The sequence below is a fragment of the Campylobacter sp. IFREMER_LSEM_CL2101 genome, assembly GCF_025771825.1.
Classification (GTDB): domain Bacteria; phylum Campylobacterota; class Campylobacteria; order Campylobacterales; family Campylobacteraceae; genus Campylobacter_D; species Campylobacter_D lari_C.
On sequence record NZ_JAKMQZ010000002.1, the window covers coordinates 86,957 to 112,349 of the forward strand.

A 25,393-nucleotide genomic window follows, 5' to 3' on the forward strand; every position below is an offset into this window, starting at 1 on the left:
AACTTATGGTAAAATAAAATTTGCATTTTATGCAAATCCTTGCCTAAAAATTTTAGGCTTTATATCCATAAGGAGAAATTAAATGAGACATTATGAAGTTTTATTCATATTAAAACCGACACTTACAGAAGAAGAAGTAAGTGCTAAGTTGGAATTCGTAAAAGAAGTCCTTACAAAAAATGGCGCAGAAATTGAAAGCGTAGTTCCAATGGGAACAAGAAAACTTGCGTATAAAATTAAAAAATACGAAAGAGGAACTTATTTTGTGATTTATTTCAAAGCTCCTACAAATTTAATAGCAGAGCTTGAAAGGGTATTAAGAATCACTGAAGAAGTAATTAGATTTTTAATCGTGAAATATGAAAATAAAAAAGAAATTGCAGCTTGGGAAAAACTAAGCAAAGGTATCAAACAAAATAAAAAAGAAATCAAAGCTAGCGAAAGTACAGAAGGCTAATTAATGTTTAATAAAGTCGTTTTAGTAGGTAATCTTACAAGGGATATAGAGATGCGCTATGCTCCATCAGGTAGCGCAATAGGCTCTTCTGCTATAGCTGTAACAAGAAGATTTAGTACAAATACAGGAGAAAAAAGAGAAGAAACCTGCTTTATCGACATTAGTTTTTTTGGTAGAACAGCAGAGATTGCTAATCAATACCTTAACAAAGGTAGTAAAGTTTTAATTGAAGGTCGTTTGAGATTTGAGCAGTGGAGCGATCAAAATGGACAAAATAGATCAAAACACAGTATTCAAGTTGAGAATTTAGAAATGTTAGGTTCAACTGTACAAAATAACCAACAAAACAATTTTGACAATCAAAATTATGGCTATAATCAGAATTTTAACCAACAACAAAGTTTTGATCCTTATGCTCAAGTACAAACTAGAACAAACCCATCTAATACCTATCAAAATCCTCAAAAGGAAACCCCTATGAAGGAAATTGATATTGATAAATATGATGATGATACAGAATTACCATTTTAAAGGAAAAAATCATGGCAGAAAAAAGAAAATATTCACGTAAATATTGCAAATACACTGAAGCTAAAGTTGATTTCATTGATTATAAAGATACAGCATTATTAAAACATGCTTTATCAGAAAGATTTAAAATCATGCCACGCCGTTTAACAGGTACTAGCAAAAAACACCAAGAAATGGTTGAAGTTGCTATTAAACGTGCAAGACATGTAGCACTTATCCCTTACATCGTAGATAGAAAAGAAGTTGTTACTAATCCTTTTGAAGGGCTATAATTATTAAATCAAACCCAAGCTTTTAAGCTTGGGGAAATAAAAGGTTGTTTTATGTTTTCAGATATAGAATCTGAAATTTATATAATTTTACTTGCTTCTGTTGCTATTATAGCAGTTTTGAATCCTTTTGGAAATCTTCCTCAATTTCTTGCAATGACTGAGGGCTTAGATGCTGATACAAGAAAAAAACTTTTTAGAAATATCATTTATACTGCATTTTGTATTGTTTTAGTTTTTTTACTTTCTGGACCATTTATCATGAAATATTTATTTAAAATAGATATTAATGATTTACGAGTTGCGGGCGGTTTGATTTTAATCATCATGAGCACTAAAAACTTACTTTTTACTCCATCAAGTTCTCAATTTCAACATTATCAAGGATTAAGTCATAAAGAATTATTGAAAAAAAGTATAGTACCAATGGCATTTCCTATGCTAGTAGGTCCTGGAACACTTTCTACTATAGTGGTTATTTCAGAAGATCAAAATTTAGCTATAGCTATAGCTTCTGTATTGCTTACCTTTGCTTTTATTTTTGTTTTATTTCACTTTTCAGCTACTATTGAAAAAGTCATAGGAAAACTTGTGCTTTATGTTTTTTCGCGCATTGCTTTAGTTTTTATTATGGCTATGGGAGTAAAAATGATAGCTATTGGAGTTCAAACTTACATTCAATCTAATTTAGGATAAACAAAAAAACTTTTTTGTAAAAACACTTCTTCATTTACTGCTTTATTGTTATTTAATAACACGCTAATATTTACCGCTATAATGCTTTTTGCGTTAACATCATTTGCTATCAATTTATATCCTTTACACTCACCCAAAGGATAGGCATAATCAATTCGTATTTTTATATTATTATATTCAAAATTATATTCATTTAAGCATTCTTTACCCTCTAAATAGGCTTGATATAAAAAATATTTAGAAAGCTCTTTTATATCATGAAGTAAAATCTTTCCTTGGGTATAAAGAGTTAAATCTTTCATAATTCTTGGAGAATATGAAGAAATTTTTATAACAAATACCATAACAAAAGAGATAAATAAAATAAAAGATATTGTATAAACCATAGCAAACGATTTTTTCATAAAAACATCCACTTAGATAAACATTCATTTTGACTTTTATCGCATATTAGAACTTTTAGCGTCTTATCATCTTGCTTGAAAATAAGCTTTGAAATATTTTGAGCTAGTAAAAAAGATCGTTTGTTATGATTTAAATCATCTATTTGCATATAAATATTTTCATTTTCTAAATATACTCTAACATAAGCATATAAAATAGTATAAAATCCACTAAATTTCTCATTAATAAAATGGATTTTCTCTCTATCATTCACTAATGCTTTATAAATTTTTGAATTTTGTATATCATAAAAATACATATAATCATTAGCATATATTTTTAACTTTTTTTCACTATGCATATCTTTATAATTACTTAAAATTCCTTTAGAACTTCCATTTTCTATAAAATGCAAATTGCTTTTTGGACTAAAAAAACTTTCATTGTTTTCTAAAATAATGCCACTAAAATTTAATTTTTTTAATGATAAATCATAAAAAATATCATCATTTGCACTCATATAACACTCAAAAGAGCTACTTTCCAATGTCACTTTTAAACAAGAGTAATAAATTTTTTCCATACTAAGCAAAGTTTGGTTTAAATTTAAAAACACTGTGTTGGAATTTTTAATTTTGTAGCTATGATTATAAAGATGTATGGCCGGATTACTTAAGATAATAATCAATACACCCAAGATAACAAGGCTTAGTGCAAACTCTAATAAACTAAAAGCTTTTTTCATCTATAAAAGCTTCTTTATAGGATAAATCTTTTATTTTTAAAGATTTAAGTTTAAACTTATCGCTAGTGTATTCTAAAAAATTATAAGTATTTATATTTATTTTTTTTGCTTTATATGAAGGATTTTGCATAAATAATTCTTTTTCTTCATTAAAAAGGACTTGATTTTGCCATATAACATTTAAAGATTTATTTGCAAATATAAGATAGTAAGATCCAAAAACAAAAGATAAGATTACAATACAAAAAGCAAGCTCTAGGAGACTAAAAGCTTGCTTCATTTATTTAAACTTGCATTAAAAGCTTCAAAAAAAGCACCGCGTAAAGCTCTTTTTTCTAAAGCTTCAACTCCTCTTATAGTCACTCCTGCTGGAGAACAAATTTTTTCTTTGATAATAGCAGGATGTGTATGGTTAAATAAAGCACAAAAGCTTTTAAAACTTGCACGAGTAAGCTCATAGCTAAGCTCATTTTTTAAACCATTTTTAACACCTGCATTTGCTAAACTTTCTGCTACCAAAGCCAAAAACGCAGGAGCACAGCCACTTAAAACCATAGCCACATCAAATTCTTTTTCATTTTGCAAACTTATGGCTTTACCAAAAGTATTTAACAAAGATAAAATTTCATCTTTATATAAATCATTTTCCATTAAATACGCAGTCGCTGAGGCTTTAAATTCAGCTGCTGTATTTGGCATGATTTTTATATAATCTTGTGCATCAATACAATGAAGTTGCTCAAAAGTAGTATTTGCTAAAACTGAAATAAGCCATCTTGCCTTGCCTTTTAATTTAATAGCTACTTCTTCTAAAGCATAAGGTTTAAATGCTAAAATAACATTTTTATCTTCTAAATCAAATTCTTCATAAGATAAAACCTCTAAATTTAAGCTACTAGCTTTTTTTAAATCCCTAGCAACAATAACTACTTTATAAGTATCTTTCAAACCTTTAGCTATAGCACTTGCCATAGCGCCATTTCCTAAAATATAAATTTCAGACATTATTTTGTTTGTTTAATAAAAGCTGAAATCTTTTCAGATTGAAAATAATTAGGATATTTGCTTGTATCTAAAATCACTTGTACTAAAGAATTATTATCATAATTCATCACAACAGGCGCTAAAAAATTAACCGTAGATTCTTCCAACGGCTCATTAATAGCGACAATAACAAATACACCAAAATTAGTTTGTTCATTTAAAGCTAATAATTCTTGATAATAATCAGGTACTTCAAAATCATAATCAGGACGGATCATATAAGGATCAATCATCACAAAAGAAAAATCTTTACCATCAAGGCTTTTAAGTCTATAAAAAACCTCATCTATTTTGTAAAAGTTCATATTTTTGGTATCTTCAAACCCCAAAATAGGACATTTAACTTCTAAGTTCATTTTGCCTCCTAAAATCTATTGACTAAGAAATTACAACACATAAAGCAATTTTAGTTCCAACTTTTTAAATTGCGCTAATTAAAACTTTTTGATTATAATTTTAATTTAAAAATTAACATTTTCATAAACATAAAAACACTATAATTGCAAATTATTAAATTTATAAGGTAACACCATGAAAAAACTTTTTATTTTTTCGCTTATTATCGCAGGTTTATTTTTAGGGGCATGTAGCTCAAAAAAAGCTGAAGATTTATATAATCTAAGCTCTATGGAATGGTATCAACAAATTATAAAAGATTTACAAGAAAAAAATCTCGAAGCAGCTGATAAACATTATACCTCAATGGCAGCTGAGCATATTGCTGATCCATTATTAGAACAAACTTTGCTTATATTAGCTCAAGCTCACATTAGTGAAGAAGAATACGAAATGGCAAATTTTTATCTTGATGAATACTTAAATAAATTTGGTGATTCAAAAAATGTAGCTTATATAAGATATTTAAAAATCAAAGCCAAATTTGACTCTTTTGCTGTACCAAATCGCAACCAAGCGCTAATGTTAAAAACAATAGAAGAAATCAATGAATATAATCAAAACTACCCTAATGTGCAATATAATGATTTAATTGACACCATGCTTACTAAATTTAATCTTGCAGTTTTTTACCTTGATACTAGCATAGCAGAGTTATATCAGAAAAAAAACAGAGAGCAAAGCTATGAAATTTATAAGCAAAAAATAGAAAATTCCGATTTTAATAAAATCGATATGATTAAACCAGAACTTCCATGGTATAGAAAAATATTTGAAGAAGGTATAATGTAATGAAATTAGAAAATACTCAAAACTATCCGACAAAACTTCCTGTTCTTGTGGAAGATGAGCTTTTTTTATACCCTTTTATGATAACACCAATTTTTTTAAATGATATGCAAAATATCAAAGCCTTAGATACTGCTTTACAAAATGAAAGTATGATTTTTGTGGCACCATCAAAAATTGAAGGTGGGCGTGGTTTTGATGATATTTATGATTGTGGTGTTATTGGAACTATTATGAGAAAAGTTCCACTACCTGATGGTAGGATTAAAATTTTATTTCAAGGTTATGCTAAAGCTAAGATTGTTGAAAAAATTTCAGATGATCCCTTACTTGCTCTAGTTGATTTAATCCACCAAGAACCATTATGCAACACAAAAAAAGAAGCAATTATCGAAGTGGTAAGAGAAAAGGCTAAAGTTTTATCGACTGTGAGTCATTATTTTCCACCTGATCTTTTAAGAACCATAGAAGAAGATGTTGAGCCTAGTAGAATTTGTGATTTAATACTAAATTCTATCAAAATCAAAAAACAACAAGCATATGAATTTTTTATCGAAACTAATTTAGAAACCAAGCTTTTAAATTTAATTGATTATTTAGCTAAAGAAATCGAAGCAAACAAAATCCAAAAAGAAATCAAAAACAAAGTTCATTCTAAAATAGATAAAGTCAATAAAGAATATTTCCTAAAAGAACAACTCAAGCAAATTCAAAGAGAGCTTGGAAGTGACATACAAAAAGAAAGCGAAGTAGAAGAATATAATAAAAAATTAGAAAAGAAAAAAGCTTTTATGTATGAAGAAGCTTATAAAGAAATCAAAAAACAAATTCAAAAATATGAAAGAATTCATCAAGACAACTCAGAAGCCTCTATGGTGCAAACTTACATAGAAACGGTTTTAGACATACCTTTTGAACACTCTTCAAAGAAAAAGCTTAATCTAAAAGATGTGTCTTTGCAGCTTAATAGCGATCATTATGCATTAGAAAAACCAAAAGAACGTATTGAAGAATACTTTGCAGTTAAAGAACTTTTAGAAAAACGCAAAATTAAAGATAGAGATGGTGCTAAAGTTATCTTGTGTTTAGTTGGACCTCCAGGTGTTGGTAAGACTTCTTTAGCAAATTCAGTTGCAAAAGCGCTAAAAAGGGAATTAGTACGCATAGCTTTAGGTGGTTTAGAAGATGTAAATGAATTAAGAGGACATAGAAGAACCTATATAGGAGCTATGCCAGGACGCATTATACAAGGACTTATAGAGGCAAAACAAAGTAATCCTGTGGTTGTACTTGATGAGATTGACAAACTAAGTCGTAATCACAGAGGAGATCCAAGTGCAGTTTTACTTGAAATCTTAGATCCTGAGCAAAATACTAAATTTAGAGATTATTATCTAAATTTCAACATTGATTTAAGTAAAATCATTTTCATAGCTACTGCAAATGATGCTAGTTTAATCCCACCTGCTTTAAAAGATAGAATGGAATTTATAGAACTTAGTTCTTACACTCCTCAAGAAAAATTCCAAATAGCCAAAAACTATCTCATACCTGATGAAATAAAAAAACATGGATTAAAAAAAGAAGAAATTAGCTTTGATGATGAAGCCATAGAATTGATAGTCAATGAATATACCAGAGAATCAGGTGTAAGAAATTTAAGAAGAAAGATTGCGGAAGTTTGCAGAAAATGTGTTAAAAAACTTCTTTTAGAAGAAAATACTAAACACATTCAAATCAATACTGAAAATTTAAAAGATTTTTTAAGTAAGAAAGTTTTTGAGATAGAAAAGCATGAAAAAGAAAATAAAATCGGTCAAGTAAATGGACTTGCATGGACTGCAGTGGGTGGAGATGTTTTAAAAATAGAAGCCATTAAGATCAAAGGCAAAGGCGAGTTAACTCTTACAGGAAGTTTGGGTGATGTGATGAAAGAATCAGCAAAAATTGCTCAAAGTCTTATTAAAAATTTAATTGATGAAAAGCAAATCAAAACGCCAAAAAATCTTTCTTATAAAGAAGATGAAAGCATTTATAATCAATACAATCTTCATATCCATGTTCCAGATGGTGCAACACCAAAAGATGGACCAAGCGCAGGCATAACAATTACTACAGCCATTGCCTCTATTTTTAGCGACAAAAAAGTAAGATCTAATGTTGCAATGACAGGAGAGATTGACTTAATGGGTAATGTTTTACCAATAGGTGGCTTAAAAGAAAAATTAATTGCTGCTTATAAAGCTGATATTAAAACGGCTATTATTCCACACAAAAACTACGAAAGAGATTTAAAAGATATCCCAGAGGAAGTAGTAAAAAATATGAAAATAATTGGAGTAAAAACTTTAAATGAAGTATTAAAAATAGCTCTTGTTTAAAAAAACTAGAAGCTCATTAAGCTTCTAGTTTATCCATAATAGCCTTACTTTCTTTTTCTAACTCTTGTATATCACAAACTATTGCATCATATGTATCTTTATCAATATTTTCATTTTTAGAAAGTTCAACCGCGGTATTAGCTTTATTTTGTATCAACTCACGTTTAATATCTAATTCCTTAGGCGAAACAAGCGAGCAAAATACGCTTTGAGCATCTTCATCTTTACATAAAGTAGAAATAGGATCTAAGTTTTGAAGTTTTTCTTGTGATCCATTAAGTGTTAAATACACATCAGATTTATATAAAATATGATCTATCTTCATAGCAGAAAGAGTTAAATTAGAAGCAAAACCCACAAATTCTCTTCCTAAATGCAAGCTTTTATCTTCAAGCTCTTTAAATGCTTTGCTAAAATCTAAAATTTTAGTATCCGAAGAATTAGCAATATCATAAACTTTTTCACTATTTTCTTGTATAGAGCCAATCTCTTGATTCATTACTTGAATTGCCAAGGTAATCTCGCCAGTTGCTTTTTGTGTTTTTTCAGCAAGTTGTCTTACCTCATCTGCAACTACCGCAAAACCTCTTCCATGCTCTCCTGCACGTGCAGCTTCAATAGCTGCATTTAAGGCAAGCAAATTTGTTTGATCTGCTATATCTCTAATTACACCTACAATAGAATTAATATTTTGAGAATTTGAAACAAAAGTATTAATCACGCCTTTACTTTCTTCAGCAACCTCCATCATCATATCCACTGAAGATTTTAGTTCATCAACTTCTTTTCCATTTTTTTGCGCAGTATCTGAGATAACCTTAATATCTCCAAAAACTTCCCTCATTAGTTTTATATTATTATTCAAAGCATTAGAAACATTAATCAAATTTTGATTTTGATTATTTAAACTTAAATCCATTAATTTTCTTGATAAAGCATTTTTAAAAACAGACTTTCCTGTTTTTTCTATATCATCTAATGCTTTATTGATGAATTTAATATTATGAACAAAAATCCCTTTCAATCCCTCAGGAATAGCTCTTCTAAAATACTCCCCTTTTTGTGAGCAAGCAATAGAAGTATTAATTTCTCTCAAATAAGCCTCTAAGCCATCTATGGTATTGTTAAGATTATCAGCAATTTGTTTAAGTTTTTTGTCGCTACACTTAATATAAACCACACGTCCATCAAAGTTTCCATTTTTTAATTCTTTACTTAAATTTAAAATTTTATCCACAAATTGTTCATTGGAATTTTCTAAATAAGCACCAAAAACAAATACTAACAACAAAAGCGCGAAAAATCCTACTGAAAAATATTCTTTAAAATATAAAGCACAAAGTATTGCCAAAACATTTAAAATAATTCCACTATATATTATTTTTTTCATCATCCACCTCACTATTTTTGAAGCTCTAAGATTAGTTGATTATAACTCATACCATAAGAATTAACTATTTTGACAAGTTCTTCTACACCAGCTTTTATTCCACCGCTTTTTTCTGTTTCTAAAAGAATTTTATAAACTTGCTCTATGGTCGGTATAGCTTCTCTTTTAGGTTTTCTTCTTACTGAATAATAATTTATAATATTTCCTTGATCATCAAATGAGGCTGTAACATTAGTAAAAACCCAATAATAATCATTTTGTTTGGTTTTATTTTTCACAAAGGCAAAAATTTCTTTTCCATCTTGTATATAATCCCACAAACACTTAAAAACCGTTCTTGGCATATCAGGATGACGCACTATATTATGAGGTTTATATAGAATTTCCTCCATTTTATAACCTGCGTATTTTAAAAAGTCATCATTAGCGTAAATAATATCCCCTTTTAAATCTGTTTTAGAGGTTATTAGTGTATCTGGCTCTAAAATTTTTTCTTGCGACATTTTTTTCCTTATTATTTATTTACAAAATATTATATTTCATTTATCATAAAATTTCATTAAAATTAAAACCTTTATCATAAAGTATCTTTCTAACTAATTCTTGATGCTCCTTTCCTTTAGTTTCTAGAGTGATTGAAATCATCGCATCGCCATACTCAAGCTTAGTTGAAAATCTATCATAATCAATTTTAACTATATTTGCTTGAGCTTCTTTAATAGCATCACTTAAAGCACTCAAAGCACCCGGCTTATCAATCAAAGTAACATTAATAAGCATTTTTCTAAAAGCTTTAAATAAACCTTTTTCTATAATGATATTTAGCATTTGCACATCGATATTTCCACCACTTAAAATCACTCCGATTTTTTTATGGTTTTTCAAATCTATTTTTTTATGCAAAAGTGCGGCAACTGCTGATGCTCCTGCTCCTTCGACTGTAATTTTATGCTTTTCAAGTAAATACAATACTGCATTAGCTATTTCTTCATCATCAACTTGAATAAAATCATCAACACATTCAAGAATAATATCAAAATTAATTTTATTCACATCACGCACTGCTATACCATCAGCTATAGTTCTAACAGCTTTTGAATTAATCATTTTTTTGCTTTTAAAACTCTCATACATCGCAGGAGCTCCCTTAGCGCTCACTCCAATAACTTTTATAGCAGGATTAATTTGCTTAGCAGCACTTGCCACTCCACTAATCAAACCTCCTCCACCAACTGGAGCTAAAATCATATCCAAATCACTTATTTCATCAAGCATTTCAAGCATTAAAGTGCCCTGCCCTGCTATAATACTTTCATTTTCAAAAGGATGAATAAAATTTAAATGATGTTCTTTAGCATAATTTAGTGCATATGCATAAGCCTCGTCAAAATTATCCCCTTTTAAAATCACTTTTGCACCTAAATTTTTAGTCGCACTTACTTTTAATAAAGGCGTAGCTTCAGGCATAACAATCACAGCTTCTATGCCAAATTTTTTAGCACTAATTGCTACTCCTTGTGCGTGATTTCCTGCACTTGCAGCTATTACACCTGCTTGTTTTTGTTCTTTAGTTAAATTAGCTATTGTATTATAAGCTCCTCTAATTTTATAAGCACCTGTTTTTTGCAAATTTTCACATTTTAAAAAAACATCAGTTTCTAAAAACTCACTCAAAAAAGAAGAATGCACAAAAGGGGTTTTTAATACAAAATCTGCAATTTTTTGTTTCGCTTGATAAATTTTATTTAATTCAACCATGATTATCCTTTTTGTAGTTCTATTTTAATACAACGATCTTGAACGCAATTTATACCATATTTTTTACATTTTTGCATTATTTCTTCATTGATAATGCCAAGTTGCATCCAAAAATTTTTAATCTTTTTACTCAAAAGATCTTTAAAAATTTCATTTGCAAAACTTGCTTTTCTAAACATTACAACCGTATCAACCTCAAAAGGGATTTCTTTTAAGTTTCTATAAACTCTTTCATTTAAAATAAAATCTTCTTTAGGATAGATGGGATAAATTTTATAACCTAAATCTTGTAAATATTTACTTACAAAATGAGAAGGTTTATCTTGATTAGGGCTAAGTCCTATGATGGCTATATTTTTCATAGTACTTAGTATTTTATAACTATCACACAATGCTTTCTCCTTTTTAAAGCATTGTATCTAAAATCAAATTAATAAGAAGCTTTTTTTGTAACCAATAAACAATACAAAATCAAAGCCATTGCAACTAATAAAGCACAAAAAGCATAAACATTAGCAAAACCTATACTTGGCTCTATAATGCCTAGCAAATAAGGACTTACTCCTATACCAAAATCTAAGGCTATAAAAAATGTAGAATTAGCCAAGCCCATTTTTTCTTTAGGTGCAAGTTTTATAGCTAAAGCTTGAGCGCTTGAAGTAGCATTAGCATAACCTAACGCACAAAAAACTCCAGCTAAAATAATCATATAAAAATTTAATGCAAAAGCAAGCAAAAGCAAACATACTATAAAACTCAAAAAGGAAAAAATCATCACAATGTTAGCACCATAATTATCAAACACTTTACCAGCAAGTGGTCTAAAAACCATAGAAAATCCAGCATATATTACAAAAAACATAGATCCAGCAAAAGCTAAATTTAAACTTTGGGTATAAGCACTCATATAAGCTATAATAGCACCAAAAGGACATGCGAGTAAAAAAGTCACTAAGGCTAAATTTAAAACTGATTTTTCAAAATAATTATAAATACTGAATTTTCTTTTTATATGATGATGTTTTTTAAATCTTCTTACTTTTAAAAAAATAGATAAAACTAATGCAAAGACAATACTCAAACAAGCTATTAAAAAACTAAGCCAAAATTGATTGATAGAGTCAAGTTTTATAGCCAAAAAAGGCCCTAAGGCTGAAGTTAAAACAACGCTTGTAGCATAATATCCTATACCAACTCCTCTTTTATTACTAGGTATTATCCTAGCAATAGCTGCCCCACAAGCACAAGAGCAAATTCCATAACAAACCCCTGCTAAAAAGCGTATTAAAATCAAAAAATATACATTATAAAATTTCAAATACAGTAAATTAATAAAAAGATAAAACAAAAGTGAAAACACTATAACCTTTTTTATATTAACATCATCGATTATAGAACCAAAATAAAGTCTAGAAAGCAAAGCACCTATAACAAAAGCTCCCATGATAAGACCTGCGGTACTAGTTTGAAGGTTTAAAACACCTAAAACATAATCTGTACTAGAAATAGTACTCATATAAAAAACAAGACAAATAGTAAAATTTATCCCAAAAATACAGAAAAAATTTACATTAAATAAATTATATTTTTTACTTAATCCCATGAAAAAACCTTTTAAATTTTCTCATTGATATAATCAAGTAATTTTAAAAGTCTTTCTTGATCTTTTACATCTAAGATATCTAAAATATTTCTTTCGTATTTTCTTATATAAGCATTTGCATCTAAAAAAATTTCTTTACCTTTAACGCTTAAAGTAATGATTTTTTCTCTTTTATCATCTGCTTTTAAAAACTCTATATATTCAAGTTTTGCTAATTTAGAAACAACTCTAGAAAGTATAGCTTTATCCATCTGATAAAACTCACATATTGGGGCTAAAGTACTATAACCATGCTGATTTAAATATACAAAAACCCTCCAATCACTTGATTTTAGTCCAAAGGGTTTTAAAATTTCATTGACTTTATAGAGTATTTTTCTATTTGTATAAGTAATTTTTTGAAATAAAATAAGAAATCCTTTATAAAAATTAATTGATTAAATCAACTATTTTTATAATAACAAAGCTTGTATAAATTCTAACTTATACTAAGCTTTTATTCTTAAATGTACCCCACATTCAAGATGAGGAGTATTAGCAAATTGATCAAAAAAAGCTAAATTTAAAATTTCATGACTTTGACATAAGACTTCAAGATTTTCTTTTAAAGTAATAGGATTACACGAAATATAAATGATATTTTCATAATTTTTAATAAGTTCAATCACGCTTAGATCAAGCCCTGCTCTTGGAGGATCAACCAAAACATGAGATATTTTAAAGCTATCTAAGTCTATACCTTTTAAGCGGTTAAATTCTCTTTCTTTTTTCAAAGCTTGACTTAACTCTTCACTAGAAAGTCTTGTAAAAGTTATATTTTCAATAGAATTTAAAACGCAATTTTTTAAAGCAAATTCGATATTTTTTTTAGAAATTTCAGTTGCCAAAACTTTGTTAAAATTTCTTGCTAAAGCTATGGTAAAATTTCCATAACCACAATAAAGCTCTAATAAATCTTGTTTAAAATCACTTCCAATACAAGATATAACCCATTCGATCATCTTTTCATTGATAAAAGTATTAGGCTGGATAAAACAATCATTATTAAACTCATATAAAAATTCATTTGTATTAATTTTTAAAGCTTGTCTTAAATTCTCCCCATTAAATATAAGTTTTTTACCCCTGCTTCTTGCTATGAGTTTGAGATTTAATTTTTCTGCTAATTCTTGTAAATCTTGTGCAATTAGCTCTATATTTTTATGGAAAAGTAAAGTTACACTTAAATCTAATTTTGTAGCTAAAAACTCTACTCCAAAAAGCTTATGTTTTAAATTTTCATTTAGATTATTTAATAAAATAGACATATAGTCTTGAATTTTTTCATCTGCTATATCAAATTTTTCAATAGGAATTTTTTTCTTATTTTCAAACATTGCATAAGAAATTTCCCCATTTTCATAATGATATATAGAAAATTCTGCCCTAGTTCTATAAGCTTTTAAAGGTGATTTAAAGCACTGAATTTCTTTATCATATAAAGAAGAAAACAATGCTTTATTTAAAGCAATTTTTTCTTCAAAATGCATTTACGCATCTACCTTTTTGCCAACTACAAAAAGTAAAGCTATCATAGCTAAGATTCCAAAAACAAGCCCTAGCCATACATTAAGTCCTAGTGCTACTGGTAAATAACCACAAAGTATACTAATAGCACAAACACTCAAAGCATAAGGCATTTGTGTGCTAACATGAGCTAAAAGATCGCACTTACTTCCCATAGATGAAAGTATCGTGGTATCAGAAATTGGCGAGCAATGATCTCCAAAAATAGCTCCTGTTAAAACCCCTGAAATATTAATAATCATATATTGGTGCAACTCTGCTCCACTTAATTCATTATGAACCCCAACAGCCATAGCTAAAGGAATAGCTAAAGGCATTAAAATACCCATAGTCCCATAACTAGTTCCTGTTGAAAAAGAAATAATAGAAGCAAAAATAAAAATTGCTGTAGGAAGCAAGTAAATAGGTGTTTTATCTGAAAATAAATCAATTAAATATTTAGAAGTTCCTAAATCCTTAATCACAGAAGCTAACGACCACGCACAAAGTAAAATAATCACAGTCATAATCATAGTTCTCCAACCATGAGTCCAAACCGCAATAGCTTCTTTTAAAGTAAATATTTTTCTATACATTCCTAAAATAATAGCTACTATGGTAGCTAAAAGTGCTGCTTGAAACAATACTACAGAAGCATCAGCTGCACCAAAAGTTTCTCTAAAGGCAAATAAACTAAGCGGTGCTGCATCAATTTGTGCTTTAATACTCGCATCATCTAGGGCATTATAACCACTAAAATAAAAACCTATAAATGAAAATACAATCAAAACAGCTAAAGGTATAATGGCATTAGAAGCTTGTAATTTCACATGCTCTTTTGGCTCTAAAACCTTATCTTCTATATTATCAATTTGCTCATGACCATGCGAAAATTTACCCGCTCTAGCTCTAAGCTCAGCTTTTAACATAGGTCCAAATTCTCTACCTGTATAAATAGTCAAAACAACAAAAATCAACATAAAAAGATTATAAAACCTATAAGGTAAGGTTTGTACAAAGATTTCAAAAGCATTGATTTCTTCTTTTACTATACCTAAATGCGCAAAAGTTGCATTATCGATTAGATCATATCCGCTACGAATTAAAGAAATTTCAAGTCCTATCCAAGTAGAAATGATAGCAAGACCAGTAATTGGCGCTGCAGTTGCATCCATAATAAAAGCAAGTTTTTCACGGCTTACTCTAAATTTATCTGTCACTGGACGCATGATAGGACCTACGATTAATGAATTAGCATAATCATCAAAGAAAATAAAAATCCCCATGCACCAAGTAGCAAATTGTGAGCTTTTTGCCTGCTTAGCTTTAGTAGAAAGCCAAACCGCAACCGCTTTTGTACCACCTGTTTTAGTAATAAGAGCTACAACCCCACCTATAGTTAAAACTTGTAATAAAATTCCTGCATTACCCGGACTTGCCATAGCATTTACCACTTTAGAAATAAAGCCTGTAAAAGAAGCAATAATAGCATGATAAATGCTATTTTCAATAAGTCCTAGCATAAAAGTACCACTTAATGCACCAATAAACAACGAAAGCACTACATCTTTAGTAATAAAAGCTAAAATAATAGCTATTACCGGTGGTAAAAGCGTCCAAACTCCAAAAAGTTCTGCATTTGCTTGTGCATCAGCAAATAACAACAAAGGAGCTAATAATAAATAAAAAATTTTCATATTTTTCCTTAAGTTTTTATATTTTCTCGCTAAAAGTTCCTGCCCATGTTTGAGTCACAGGCATAAGTTCAATTTCGTTAATATTAATATGCTCAGGTAAGCTAATAATAAAAGTAATAATTTTTGCTATATCTTCAGCTTTAATATATTTAGTATTTTCATAAACCTCATCAGCCTTTTTAATATCACCTTTAAATCTCACTTCACTAAATTCAGTTTTACAAAGCCCCGGAGCTATATTAGTTACTTTTATATTGCTTCCGCGCAAATCCGTTCTTAAAGCTTTAGAAAATTGTGCAACAAAGGCTTTTGTACCACAATAAACATTGCCTCCATAATAAGGCACATTTGCCGCAATTGAACCAAGATTAATCACATGAGCATTTTTTGCCTTTCTAAGTAAAGGTAAAGTAGCTCTTGCTATATATAAAAAGCCTTTGATATTAGTATCTACCATGGCTTCAATATCTTCAATATCTAAAGAATCAAACTCATTTAAACCCAAAGCAAGACCTGCATTATTAACAAGCAAAGAAATATTTTGCAAATCTTGAGGTAAATTTTCAATTGCTGCAAAAACCGCTTGTTTATCCCTAACATCAAGCACGATAGGATAAATTTTATCCCCATAAAGCTCTTGTAGTTTTTCCAATCTTTCTTTGCGTCTTGCTATGGCTATAACCTTATAATCAAGCTCTATCAAAGCTTTTAAACTTTCTAGTCCAAAGCCTGAGCTTACCCCTGTTATTAAAGCAATTTTCATGGTTGCGCCTCTTCATATAACATCAAATTTTCATTTTCTTTTAAACCAAGTTTTTTTAAAAATTTAATATTTTTTTCTTTTTTTGCAATGATGGCAAAATCAAGAGCATTAAATCCTAAATCATCTATTTCTTTATAATTAGCTTTGTAATCTATAAGTAGTTTAAGCATTTTTACATCAGCATAATTTGCTCCATGCATAAAGATATTTTTAGAAGTATGCTCAAGTGCACATAAGGTGATAAAATATGGCGTATTGCTTCCCATACTGGCAATAGAAAGTTTTTCATTATCATTAATGTATTTTTGATTTACATTTGCACCATTTTCAAGCAAAAGCTTGGCAACTTTATAGTTGTTATATTCAACAGCATAAAACAAAGGTGTTTTTCCAAAAGAATTTTTATAATCAACCACCGCTTCATTTTCAAGCAAAAGCTTAACATTTTCTGCATTATCTAGTGCAAAAAATAAAGCAGACTCATAACCTTCATTTATTTTTACACCTAATTTAATAAATTCTCTTATAATCTCACTTTCTCTATTATTTAACAAGGCTGATTTAAAACCATTGTTTAATTCTAAATTACTAATTTTTTTAGTATAAATATACTCTTTAATCTGCTCTAAAGAATTATTTCTATTAGCTACAAATTTTTCAAAATCTGAAATATCTTTAAAAATTTTAGTCTCGCCAACTGCCCAGTTTAAAAATTCATTCAAAGCATTACTAGCAAAATAAATTGCACTTGCTTTATCTAAATTAAATTCTTTTTGAAAATATCTTGTTAAAGGATTAATCGCATTATTATATTCTTTCCAAAATTCCTTAAAAAGTTTAAAATTTCCAATGCTTTGATAAGCCCAAAATCTAAAATACGCTTTTAATTTTGCAAATTTTTCTTCAAGTATTATAGGATCTTGTAAAGTCTTTTGATAACCTTGTGGATCAAGTGCAATTTCTAATAATTTAAAATCAAATTTTCTCAAATCACTAAAATATTCTCCACCCATACAAGCACTATTGCTTCCTCTAATTTCATTAGCAAGCTCATATAATCTTTTTGTGATTTGATGATTTTTTAAAGAAAAAGCACAATTTAAATCCACTTGAGCAAAATCTTGTGTATTTTTTGGCTCAAATTCTTTAAAAAAATCAGCTTTATTTTCCTTAACATACTCACAACTGTAATCCAAAGCTAAAGCATTTAAACTTATAATCAAACTAAATAATAAAATCTTCAAATATTTTCCTTGAATATAAATTAAATCACTATTTTAACTAAATTTTTGCTTTAATAACAATTAATTAATTTAAAATTCATACAATGCTTGCTTTTAAATAAGGAAAAATATGTATCAAAGTTTTTACAAGGCTAGTTTTGCTTATATTCTTTTACAAAGTAATAAAGATAAGCTTATTAATGTTGATTTTACTATATATAAGCCTGATTTTACCAAAGATAAACACCTTGTTTTAGAACAAGCCTTAGAAGAACTAGACCTTTATTTTAACAAAAAGCTTTTTGCTTTTAGCACTCCCCTAGCTCTTCAGGGAAGCGAATTTGAACAAAAGGTATATAAAGCTTTGATAAAAATTCCTTATGGACAAACTAAAACTTATCAAGAAATTGCTTCTTTTATCAATCATCCAAAAGCTTTTAGAGCAGTAGGTAATGCAAATTCTAAAAATAAACTTGCAATTTTTATACCTTGCCATAGAGTAGTAGCTAAAAATCACTTAGGTGGATACAATGGTGGTTTATTTATCAAAGAAGCTTTACTTAAATTAGAAGGCGCACTTTAAAATGCCAAGTTTATTACTAGCAAGTTTTATTTGGGCTTTTTCTTTTCCATTAATTGGACATTTTATTACCTTAGAAATGGATAGTTTTTTTGCAGCATTTGCAAAAGTTTTTTTATCTTTATTGGTATTTTTACCTTTTTTAAATTTTAAGCTAAATTTGCATTTAAAATTAAAACTCATAAGCATTGGGGCTTTGCAACTTGGCATAATGAATTTATTTTATTATCATTCTTTTTTATATTTAAGTGTAAGCGAAGTAGCGCTTTTTACGATTTTTACACCTTTTTATGTTGTACTTTTTTATGGGCTTTTTTCAAAAAATCTTAGATATTTATATTTTATAAGTATTTTTATATGCATTATGGGTGCTTTTGTAGTTAAATTTGATAATATTAACTCTAATTTTTTATATGGATTTTTACTTATTCAAGGGGCTAATTTAGTATTTGGAGCTGGACAAAGTTTTTATAAAATTTTATTAGAAAAAAATACAAATTTAAGCCAAAAAGAAGCTTTTGCTTATTTTTATCTAGGCGCAACCAGTATAACCTTACCTGCATTTTTATTTTTTGGAGATTATAATAATTTACCATCCAATTTAAGCTCTTGGATAGCTTTGATTTATCTTGGGACTATTGCTTCAGGACTTGGATATTTTTTATGGAATAAAGGCTCTACTGAAGTAGATAGTGGAGTTTTAGCCTTGATGAATAATGCCATTATACCTATAAGTATTTTTATCAACATGAGTATTTTTGGAGTAGATGTAGAACTGCTACCTTTTTGCATGGGGACTTTAATCATTCTTTTTTCATTTTTTATACATAAAAAAATCATGCATTATTATAATAAGAAATCTTACTCAAATACAAACCACTAGCAGGAGCTAAAAATCTACAATGAGCTTTTTTAGCGTTGATTTGTTCTAAAAGCTCATTTTGGCTCATTTTTCCTTCTAATACTTTTAAAATACTTGCCATCATCATTCTAATTTGCGATCTTAAAAAACCATTTGCTTCAAAATAAAACACAGTGTAATTTTTATAAGCATAAACTCTAGTTTTATACATTTTTCTTATACTTGTTTTATTATCAGAGCCTTCTTTTTGAAAAAGTTTAAAGTCATGCTCTCCTTCAAATAAAAATGCAATTTCATTGGCTAATTTAATATTTATTTTTGGATAAAAATGCACATAAGAGGCTAAAAAAGGATTGTATTTTTCATGACTTATAATGTAGCGATATGCTCTTTTTTGCACATCAAAACGCACTTGAAAATTTTCTTGCATTCTTTGGATATGCTTTATATGTATAAATGGGTGTGCAAAATGATTGATTTTATTTTTTAAATATACAAAATCTTTAAAATGCTCTCCCGCTTTAACACAAGCAACTGCATTAAATGCATGCACACCTTTATCAGTTCTTGAAGCAAATAAAGGCTTTTCATAAATACCCAAATGCGACAAAGCCTGCGCTAAGGTATCTTGGACACTAAGCTTGTGTGGCTGGGTAGCCGAACCTTGAAATTTAGAACCATCATAAGAAAAAGTTAATTTTAAAAGCATTAATACTTACTTGCAATTTTTGCTTTAAAATAAAACAAAGAAGTAATTAAAAAGCTTGAAAAAATCACAGCAATAGCTACAAAAGGAGGATTATAAAAACTAATCAAAAGCGTAAAATAAGCAAAAATAATCACAAAAATTCCAAAATAAGCAAAACCTTTTTCATAACGATAAGTTACTATACCAAAAGAGAGTGCAAAAAGCACGCTAGCTAAAGGGAATAAAGCTATAAGAATATAAATAACAAATTCTTTTGCTTTTTCTTTATTGCTTGTTACATCAGACCAATACCCATAAAAACTTTGAGTATTTAATTCTTTAGAAGAAAGTTTGCTTTTAATTAATAAATTTTTAAAACTAGAAATATGCCAATCTTCTTCTTTAATCTCATAAGCTTTTCCCTCATCTAGCTTAAAAGTAATAACCCCATCATTGGTTTCTAACTTTCCTTCTTTGGCTAAAATCACTTGTTCTTTATCTTGTGGGTTTTTCTTTGGATGATACATTATGATGTTTTTATAAGTTTCATCAGAATTTTTAGCATCGATAAAAACAAGCCATTCCCCATATCTTTGTCCAAATTCCCCTGTTTTTATACTTACTTTAGCGCTAATTTTTTTATAATCTACAAAATTATCAAAAAGTTCAAAAGATATAGGTATAAAAACCAAAACCACCACAAGCATAAAAGCACTTACCAAAGCTGCAATTTTTGCAAAAAAACTTGCTATCATACTTGGAGCTATACTCAAAGCAAACAACACCGTGCTTTCATTTTCCCTAGAAAGTCTATAAAAGGCCAAAGTCAAAGCAATGAAAAAAGATATGGGTAAAGTAAAAATCAATATCTTTGGTAAAAGAAAAATATATAATTTGATTAATTCAAAAAAAGTAATTTCAATATAAGCAGTAATTTTAGCAAGTTGTATAAAAAATATAATCGAAACAATAATAAATAAGGTGAAAAATAAAGACAACATTGTGCTTAAAAACTGATTAAGCAAATACTTATAAACTAGTTTCATAATATACTTTCTACACTTAGATTAATCAAAATTCCGCAAAATAAAAAAGGAATCATAGGCATTTGATAATCTTTCTTGGCTATTTTTATAAACATCAAAAGACTTAAAAAACTTGCAATAAATAAAATTAAAAAGCCTTTTTCATAGCCAAAAATTCCAAAAATCAAAGCTATTATTATAACATCACCTTCCCCTAAACTTTCTAAAATTTCATCTCTTTTTTTAAAATTTTTAATAAAATTAATCACACTTTTTAGTATGAAAATTAACCCCGCTCCAAAACACACTCGAAACAAAAAGCTATCTTGAAAATCCTCTAAATTCAAGCCATTTTGTAAAAAATCAAAACAAAAAGCTAAAATAAATAAAATCCAAAGCCAAAGCTCACTCACTGCTTTTAGATAATAATCCATCCAGGAAAGTGCTAATAATATAGCTAGCATACAAGCAAAAATTAAAATTTGAAAAACATCTTCGATTAAATAAAAAGCAAAGACAAACAAACACGCACAAAGAAATTCATTAAAAGGATAAGTCAAAGAAATTCTTTCTTTGCAAAAAGCACATTTGCCTTTTAAAAATACAAAAGATAACAAAGGAAAAAGATGATAAAATTTCAAAGTTTTAAGACACTTAGAGCATTTTGATCTTGGACTTATTATGCTTTCTTTATTAATCGTTCTTAAAATCAAAACATTGACAAAAGAACCTACACAAAGTCCTAGTAATAAAAAGAAAAATATCATTTACCAAAGGTTCTTTTGCGTTTTTTAAACTCAGTAATAATATTTGCGATTTCCTTTTTAGTAAGTGCAGGAAATAAAGTTTGACTAAAATAAATTTCTGCATAACTTGATTGCCATAATAAAAAATTTGAAATTCTTTTAGCACTCCCTACTCTTAAAAACAAATCCACATCCTCGCTTAAGTCAAGATTTGCTTGTATATTTGCTTCGTTAATTTCAAGATTTTTTTCAATCACTTTTTTAACCGCTCTAACTATTTCATCCTTACCTCCGTAAGAAATAGCTAAATTAACGCATAATTTTGTGTAGTTTTTAGTTTGTTCTTGAAAATTTTGTATTTTTTTTAAGGTTAATTCATCTAAAAGACTTAAATTTCCTATGGCTTTAAAACGCACTTCATTGGCTACAAATTTATTTAAAGACTCATCAAGATATTTATTTAATAGTTTAAAAAGAAACTCCACTTCTTCTTTTGGTCTTTGCCAATTTTCTGTACTAAAAGCATAAAGGGTTAGATTTTGAATTTTTTCATCTATACATACTTCTATGATTTTTTCAACAACTTTAGCACCTTGACTATAGCCAATTTTTTCTAAAAGTCCATTTTTTCTAGCCCATCTTCTATTGCCATCCATTACTACAGCAAGATGTTTTAACTCATTCATTCTATCCCTTTATATCCATCAATCTTTTAAAAACAAACATAGGATTAAGCGTATTAACTACTTCAAATTTAAAATACTCGTTTAAAAAATGTGCTACTTTGGCAAAAGGTGTTTGTATACGTGTGATTTTACCATTATCAATTATAATTTTTAAAGCACCAAAAATTTCAAAATACAAATACACTTCTAAAATATTTCCATTTTTCTTAGCTTCAAACAAAGCCCTATTTCCCTCATAAACAAAAGGTATATGATAAATTCCTTCAAAAAATGCAAAAAACATTTCCTTATAAATTTCAAACTCATATGCACTTTTGCTTTCCATAAGTCTTTGAATAATGAATTTTTTATACCAAGCTTTTTCATCACCTTCTTGCAAAAGCTTTTCTATGAGTTCAGTTCCTTCTTCAAAAAGTCTAATTTTAGGCTTCTTCAAAAGATTTTTAAAAGAAATCACGCCTTTATCTTCATAAACTTCAGCTAAATACTCCTCCCCTACTTCAAGCTCTATCATACTTTTTGTTTCAAGCTTTTTAGTATTTAAAAGCAATACATAGCGATTATATGCGCGTTTTTCTAAAATTTGCATTCTTACAGGTAAGGTTGAGTTGATGATATTCACCAAAGTTTCCTTAATTCTTGTGCTAAAACAAAGCCAAGTTTTTCTTTGCTTTGCTTAGGACTTTGAGAGATGCCATCTTTAGTGATAAAACAAATGCTATTTTCATCACTTCCAAAGTTCATTTGCTCATTTAAGACATTTAAACACACCATATCTAAATTTTTACTAACTAAAGATTTTTTAGCATTTTCTAGTGCATTTTGCTCATCAATTTCCATCTTAAAGCCTATTTTTTTGCCTTTAAAATCTAAATTTTTTAAGATGTCTTCATTCAGCTTTAATTTTAAATCAAGTCCATTTAAATGCTCATTTTTCTTAATCTTACCCTTGTAAGCTTTTAGAGTAAAATCACTCACAGCAGCAGCCATAATTAAAGCATCAAAATCTTTGTATTTTTGCAATTTTTCTTTTAATTCTAAAGAAGATTTAAATTTTTCTAATTTATAAGGTGTTTTAAACTCTACCGAGCTAACTAGCACCACCTTAGCACCTAAAAAATATAAAGCATCAGCAACCGCCTTTGCCATTTTTCCACTTGAAAAATTACTAATACATCTTACATCATCAATTTTTTCTTTAGTCCCACCACCGCTTACAATAAAACTTTTATCTTTAAAAAAATCTTCTTGCATTAAGCTTCTTTTTAAAGCATTTATAATACTATCAAGCTCAGCCAAAGCCCCCAAACCCTCATCTTTACAAGCTAGAGTTTTAACTATAGGATCAATGATAATATAGCCTTGTTCTTTTAAATTTTTTAAAGAATTTTGAGTACTAAAATGTAAATACATGTTTGTATTTGCAGCGGGTGCGATTAAAAATGGTTTATTTTTATCTACTGCTATTAAAGTTTGAATAAATAAATTATCTGCTATACCATAGTTTAATTTATTGATAGAGTTTATACTAGCAGGCGCAAAAAGCACACAATCACAAGTCTTGCTAAAGGCTATATGATTATTAGTATTTTGCCAACTTTCATTATCTTCACATAAAATTTCATCCGCTAAAGCTTCAAAGCTAAGCTTAGTGCCAAATTTCAAAACTCCCAAGCTTAGTAAAACTTTAACCCTAAAACCTTCTTTTTTTAATAAAGAAATAAGCTCATAAGCTTTATAAAAGGCTATGCTTCCACTTACTGCTAGTAAGATTGTTTTCATTTTTTACCTAGTTTTTTATAGTAAAAATCTTCTATGATTTGCACTTTTGCCCTATTGATATGCAAAGAACCTTTTTCTACATCCTTACACACAGTGCTTCCTGCTGCGATGATTACCTCATCTTTTATCTCTACTGGAGCGATAAATTGTGTATCTGAACCCACAAAAACATTTTTACCTATTTTAGTTTTATGCTTTTTAACCCCATCATAATTACAAGTGATAGTACCACAACCTATATTAGTTCCCTCATCTATTTCACAATCTCCTAAATAACTCAAATGCCCTGCTTTAACTCCATTCAATAAAGCATTTTTACATTCTACGAAATTTCCTATATGAGTATTTTTAAGCTGACATTTTGGACGCAAATGCGCTAAAGGACCTACATCGCTATTTTCCACTATACTATCTTCAATCACACTTGAACTTTTAATGATAGAATTAATGATTTTTGATTTTCCTTCTATGCGCACATTTTCATACACCTCACACTCGCCTACAAACTCAACTTCATCTGAAATAAAAGTCGTCGCAGGCATGTGAAAAATCACTCCTTGCTTCATCCATTCCTTTTTAATCGCTTCTTGCATAAGATCTTGAGCTAGGCAAAGCTCTACTTTATCATTTACCCCCATAAAATCTTGCTCATTTACAAATACCGCATCGATTTCATAGCCCTTTTCTTTTGCTAAATAAACCGCATCGGTTAAATAATACTCTTTAGCTTTATTATCATTTTTTATCAAAGGTAATACTTCTTTTAAAATTTGTGCTTTTATAGCATAAACACCACTATTGCAAATGTTTATAGCAAGTTCTTCTTTGCTTGCATCTTTTGTTTCTACTATTTTTTGAATTTTATTTTCTTTTAATACTATTCTTCCATAACTTTTTGGATCTTTTGCCTCAAAAACTGCCACATTAAAATCACTCTCATTTAAAGCTATTTTTTCTAAATCATCTGCTTTAACCAAAGGCATATCGCCACATAAAATCAAAACTTTTTCATGCTTACTCTCATAACCCCTTAAAGCCCCTGCAGTACCTGGAAAATTTTGCAAGTCTTGTTCTAAAAAACGTGTATTTGGAAAATGCTCTAAAACAACTTGTTCAACCTTTTCTTTTTGATGAGAAAGCACCACACATACATCATCACTAATTTTATATGCTTGTTTTAAAATATGTAAAATCATTGCTTTTGAGCAAATTTTTTGAAGCACTTTTGGATTTTGTGATTTCATACGCGTGCCAAGTCCAGCAGCCAAAATAAGCACAGAAATTTTCATAATTTACCTTTGTTTTAAAAATTATTGCTTATTTTAACAAGCTAAAGTAAAAATTATTATTTTT

The 25,393-nt window shown here is 28.6% G+C and carries 30 protein-coding genes; 8 read left to right on the forward strand and 22 right to left on the reverse strand.

Going from position 1 to position 25,393, the window contains the following annotated elements:
• Positions 1–82: 82 nt before the first annotated feature.
• From rpsF to L8V88_RS01780, 4 genes are read left to right on the forward strand one after another with little or no spacing between them, the layout of a single operon-like run.
• Entirely contained in the window at positions 83–457 is a 375-nt protein-coding gene (rpsF, locus tag L8V88_RS01765; RefSeq protein WP_012661658.1) for a 30S ribosomal protein S6, read from the forward strand.
• 3 nt (positions 458–460) lie between these two features.
• A complete protein-coding gene (locus L8V88_RS01770; protein WP_115645698.1) occupies positions 461–988 on the forward strand; it encodes a single-stranded DNA-binding protein in 528 nt (175 codons plus the stop codon).
• Positions 989–999: 11 nt separating this feature from the next.
• Complete coding sequence (gene rpsR / locus L8V88_RS01775) at positions 1,000–1,260, forward strand: 30S ribosomal protein S18 (protein ID WP_039618521.1); 261 nt, start codon at positions 1,000–1,002, stop codon at positions 1,258–1,260.
• A 51-nt stretch (positions 1,261–1,311) separates the two neighbouring features.
• Complete coding sequence (locus L8V88_RS01780) at positions 1,312–1,953, forward strand: MarC family protein (RefSeq protein WP_263674570.1); 642 nt, start codon at positions 1,312–1,314, stop codon at positions 1,951–1,953.
• Here L8V88_RS01780 and L8V88_RS01785 read toward each other — a convergent pair.
• From L8V88_RS01785 to fliW, 5 genes are read right to left on the reverse strand one after another with little or no spacing between them, the layout of a single operon-like run.
• Positions 1,935–2,357 (reverse strand): hypothetical protein, encoded by a 423-nt coding sequence (locus tag L8V88_RS01785; protein ID WP_263726531.1) that lies wholly within the window; start codon positions 2,355–2,357, stop codon positions 1,935–1,937. The genes L8V88_RS01780 and L8V88_RS01785 overlap by 19 nt on opposite strands.
• Entirely contained in the window at positions 2,354–3,082 is a 729-nt protein-coding gene (locus L8V88_RS01790) for a hypothetical protein (RefSeq protein ID WP_263726532.1), read from the reverse strand. The genes L8V88_RS01785 and L8V88_RS01790 overlap by 4 nt, the downstream gene beginning before the upstream one ends.
• The gene (locus L8V88_RS01795; protein ID WP_263726533.1) at positions 3,066–3,362 is read right to left on the reverse strand and encodes a hypothetical protein; all 297 of its coding nucleotides are present in this window, start codon (positions 3,360–3,362) and stop codon (positions 3,066–3,068) included. The genes L8V88_RS01790 and L8V88_RS01795 overlap by 17 nt, the downstream gene beginning before the upstream one ends.
• A complete protein-coding gene (locus L8V88_RS01800) occupies positions 3,359–4,087 on the reverse strand; it encodes a pyrroline-5-carboxylate reductase (protein WP_263726534.1) in 729 nt (242 codons plus the stop codon). Before L8V88_RS01800 ends, L8V88_RS01795 begins: the two co-directional genes overlap by 4 nt.
• Positions 4,087–4,482, reverse strand: a complete 396-nt coding sequence (gene fliW, locus L8V88_RS01805) for a flagellar assembly protein FliW (protein WP_012661666.1) — start codon at positions 4,480–4,482, stop codon at positions 4,087–4,089. Before fliW ends, L8V88_RS01800 begins: the two co-directional genes overlap by 1 nt.
• A gap of 175 nt (positions 4,483–4,657) precedes the next feature.
• Between fliW and L8V88_RS01810 the strand changes: the two genes are divergently transcribed.
• Together L8V88_RS01810 and lon are read left to right on the forward strand one after the other, a co-directional pair.
• Complete coding sequence (locus tag L8V88_RS01810; RefSeq protein WP_258108478.1) at positions 4,658–5,314, forward strand: outer membrane protein assembly factor BamD; 657 nt, start codon at positions 4,658–4,660, stop codon at positions 5,312–5,314.
• The gene (lon, locus tag L8V88_RS01815; RefSeq protein ID WP_263726535.1) at positions 5,314–7,692 is read left to right on the forward strand and encodes an endopeptidase La; all 2,379 of its coding nucleotides are present in this window, start codon (positions 5,314–5,316) and stop codon (positions 7,690–7,692) included. Before L8V88_RS01810 ends, lon begins: the two co-directional genes overlap by 1 nt.
• A gap of 16 nt (positions 7,693–7,708) precedes the next feature.
• Here lon and L8V88_RS07940 read toward each other — a convergent pair whose 3' ends face one another.
• The 10 genes from L8V88_RS07940 to L8V88_RS01865 form a co-directional block, all read right to left on the reverse strand.
• The gene (locus L8V88_RS07940; protein ID WP_318529677.1) at positions 7,709–9,085 is read right to left on the reverse strand and encodes a methyl-accepting chemotaxis protein; all 1,377 of its coding nucleotides are present in this window, start codon (positions 9,083–9,085) and stop codon (positions 7,709–7,711) included.
• A gap of 8 nt (positions 9,086–9,093) precedes the next feature.
• Positions 9,094–9,585: a PAS domain-containing protein gene (locus L8V88_RS01825; protein WP_263723644.1), complete on the reverse strand. Its 492-nt coding sequence runs from the start codon at positions 9,583–9,585 to the stop codon at positions 9,094–9,096.
• Positions 9,586–9,628: 43 nt separating this feature from the next.
• Positions 9,629–10,840: a threonine ammonia-lyase gene (gene ilvA / locus L8V88_RS01830; protein ID WP_012661672.1), complete on the reverse strand. Its 1,212-nt coding sequence runs from the start codon at positions 10,838–10,840 to the stop codon at positions 9,629–9,631.
• Between the two features lie 2 nt (positions 10,841–10,842).
• A complete protein-coding gene (locus L8V88_RS01835; protein ID WP_263726643.1) occupies positions 10,843–11,202 on the reverse strand; it encodes a CoA-binding protein in 360 nt (119 codons plus the stop codon).
• A 68-nt stretch (positions 11,203–11,270) separates the two neighbouring features.
• Positions 11,271–12,443, reverse strand: coding sequence for an MFS transporter (locus tag L8V88_RS01840; RefSeq protein WP_263726536.1), 1,173 nt, complete (start codon positions 12,441–12,443; stop codon positions 11,271–11,273).
• Between the two features lie 11 nt (positions 12,444–12,454).
• The gene (locus tag L8V88_RS01845) at positions 12,455–12,877 is read right to left on the reverse strand and encodes a MarR family winged helix-turn-helix transcriptional regulator (protein ID WP_318529678.1); all 423 of its coding nucleotides are present in this window, start codon (positions 12,875–12,877) and stop codon (positions 12,455–12,457) included.
• A gap of 54 nt (positions 12,878–12,931) precedes the next feature.
• Positions 12,932–13,972 carry a tRNA (uridine(54)-C5)-methyltransferase TrmA gene (trmA, locus tag L8V88_RS01850; RefSeq protein WP_263726537.1) on the reverse strand — a complete coding sequence of 347 codons (1,041 nt, stop codon included), beginning with the start codon at positions 13,970–13,972 and terminating at the stop codon, positions 12,932–12,934.
• Positions 13,973–15,685, reverse strand: a complete 1,713-nt coding sequence (locus L8V88_RS01855; RefSeq protein WP_263663159.1) for a Na+/H+ antiporter NhaC family protein — start codon at positions 15,683–15,685, stop codon at positions 13,973–13,975.
• Positions 15,686–15,701: 16 nt separating this feature from the next.
• A complete protein-coding gene (locus tag L8V88_RS01860; RefSeq protein WP_263726538.1) occupies positions 15,702–16,448 on the reverse strand; it encodes an SDR family NAD(P)-dependent oxidoreductase in 747 nt (248 codons plus the stop codon).
• A complete protein-coding gene (locus L8V88_RS01865) occupies positions 16,445–17,692 on the reverse strand; it encodes an ankyrin repeat domain-containing protein (RefSeq protein WP_263726539.1) in 1,248 nt (415 codons plus the stop codon). The genes L8V88_RS01860 and L8V88_RS01865 overlap by 4 nt, the downstream gene beginning before the upstream one ends.
• A 109-nt stretch (positions 17,693–17,801) precedes the next feature.
• Between L8V88_RS01865 and L8V88_RS01870 the strand changes: the two genes are divergently transcribed.
• Together L8V88_RS01870 and L8V88_RS01875 are read left to right on the forward strand one after the other, a co-directional pair.
• Complete coding sequence (locus tag L8V88_RS01870; RefSeq protein WP_263726540.1) at positions 17,802–18,254, forward strand: methylated-DNA--[protein]-cysteine S-methyltransferase; 453 nt, start codon at positions 17,802–17,804, stop codon at positions 18,252–18,254.
• 1 nt (position 18,255) lies between these two features.
• Positions 18,256–19,134 (forward strand): EamA family transporter, encoded by an 879-nt coding sequence (locus tag L8V88_RS01875; protein WP_263677276.1) that lies wholly within the window; start codon positions 18,256–18,258, stop codon positions 19,132–19,134.
• Here the strand turns inward: L8V88_RS01875 and truA are convergent.
• The 7 genes from truA to glmU are packed head-to-tail and all read right to left on the reverse strand — an operon-like array spanning position 19,088 to position 25,329.
• Positions 19,088–19,822: a tRNA pseudouridine(38-40) synthase TruA gene (gene truA / locus L8V88_RS01880; protein WP_263726541.1), complete on the reverse strand. Its 735-nt coding sequence runs from the start codon at positions 19,820–19,822 to the stop codon at positions 19,088–19,090. The genes L8V88_RS01875 and truA overlap by 47 nt on opposite strands.
• Complete coding sequence (locus tag L8V88_RS01885) at positions 19,822–20,847, reverse strand: LptF/LptG family permease (protein ID WP_214100351.1); 1,026 nt, start codon at positions 20,845–20,847, stop codon at positions 19,822–19,824. The genes truA and L8V88_RS01885 overlap by 1 nt, the downstream gene beginning before the upstream one ends.
• Positions 20,844–21,593 carry a prepilin peptidase gene (locus tag L8V88_RS01890; protein WP_263726542.1) on the reverse strand — a complete coding sequence of 250 codons (750 nt, stop codon included), beginning with the start codon at positions 21,591–21,593 and terminating at the stop codon, positions 20,844–20,846. The genes L8V88_RS01885 and L8V88_RS01890 overlap by 4 nt, the downstream gene beginning before the upstream one ends.
• Positions 21,590–22,258: a polyprenyl diphosphate synthase gene (gene uppS / locus L8V88_RS01895; protein WP_263674584.1), complete on the reverse strand. Its 669-nt coding sequence runs from the start codon at positions 22,256–22,258 to the stop codon at positions 21,590–21,592. Before uppS ends, L8V88_RS01890 begins: the two co-directional genes overlap by 4 nt.
• A 1-nt stretch (position 22,259) precedes the next feature.
• Positions 22,260–22,880 carry a hypothetical protein gene (locus L8V88_RS01900; protein ID WP_047208387.1) on the reverse strand — a complete coding sequence of 207 codons (621 nt, stop codon included), beginning with the start codon at positions 22,878–22,880 and terminating at the stop codon, positions 22,260–22,262.
• On the reverse strand, positions 22,877–24,040 hold the full coding sequence (gene coaBC, locus L8V88_RS01905) for a bifunctional phosphopantothenoylcysteine decarboxylase/phosphopantothenate--cysteine ligase CoaBC (protein WP_263726543.1): 1,164 nt from the start codon (positions 24,038–24,040) through the stop codon (positions 22,877–22,879). The genes L8V88_RS01900 and coaBC overlap by 4 nt, the downstream gene beginning before the upstream one ends.
• The gene (glmU, locus tag L8V88_RS01910) at positions 24,037–25,329 is read right to left on the reverse strand and encodes a bifunctional UDP-N-acetylglucosamine diphosphorylase/glucosamine-1-phosphate N-acetyltransferase GlmU (protein WP_263726544.1); all 1,293 of its coding nucleotides are present in this window, start codon (positions 25,327–25,329) and stop codon (positions 24,037–24,039) included. Before glmU ends, coaBC begins: the two co-directional genes overlap by 4 nt.
• Positions 25,330–25,393: the final 64 nt, after the last annotated feature.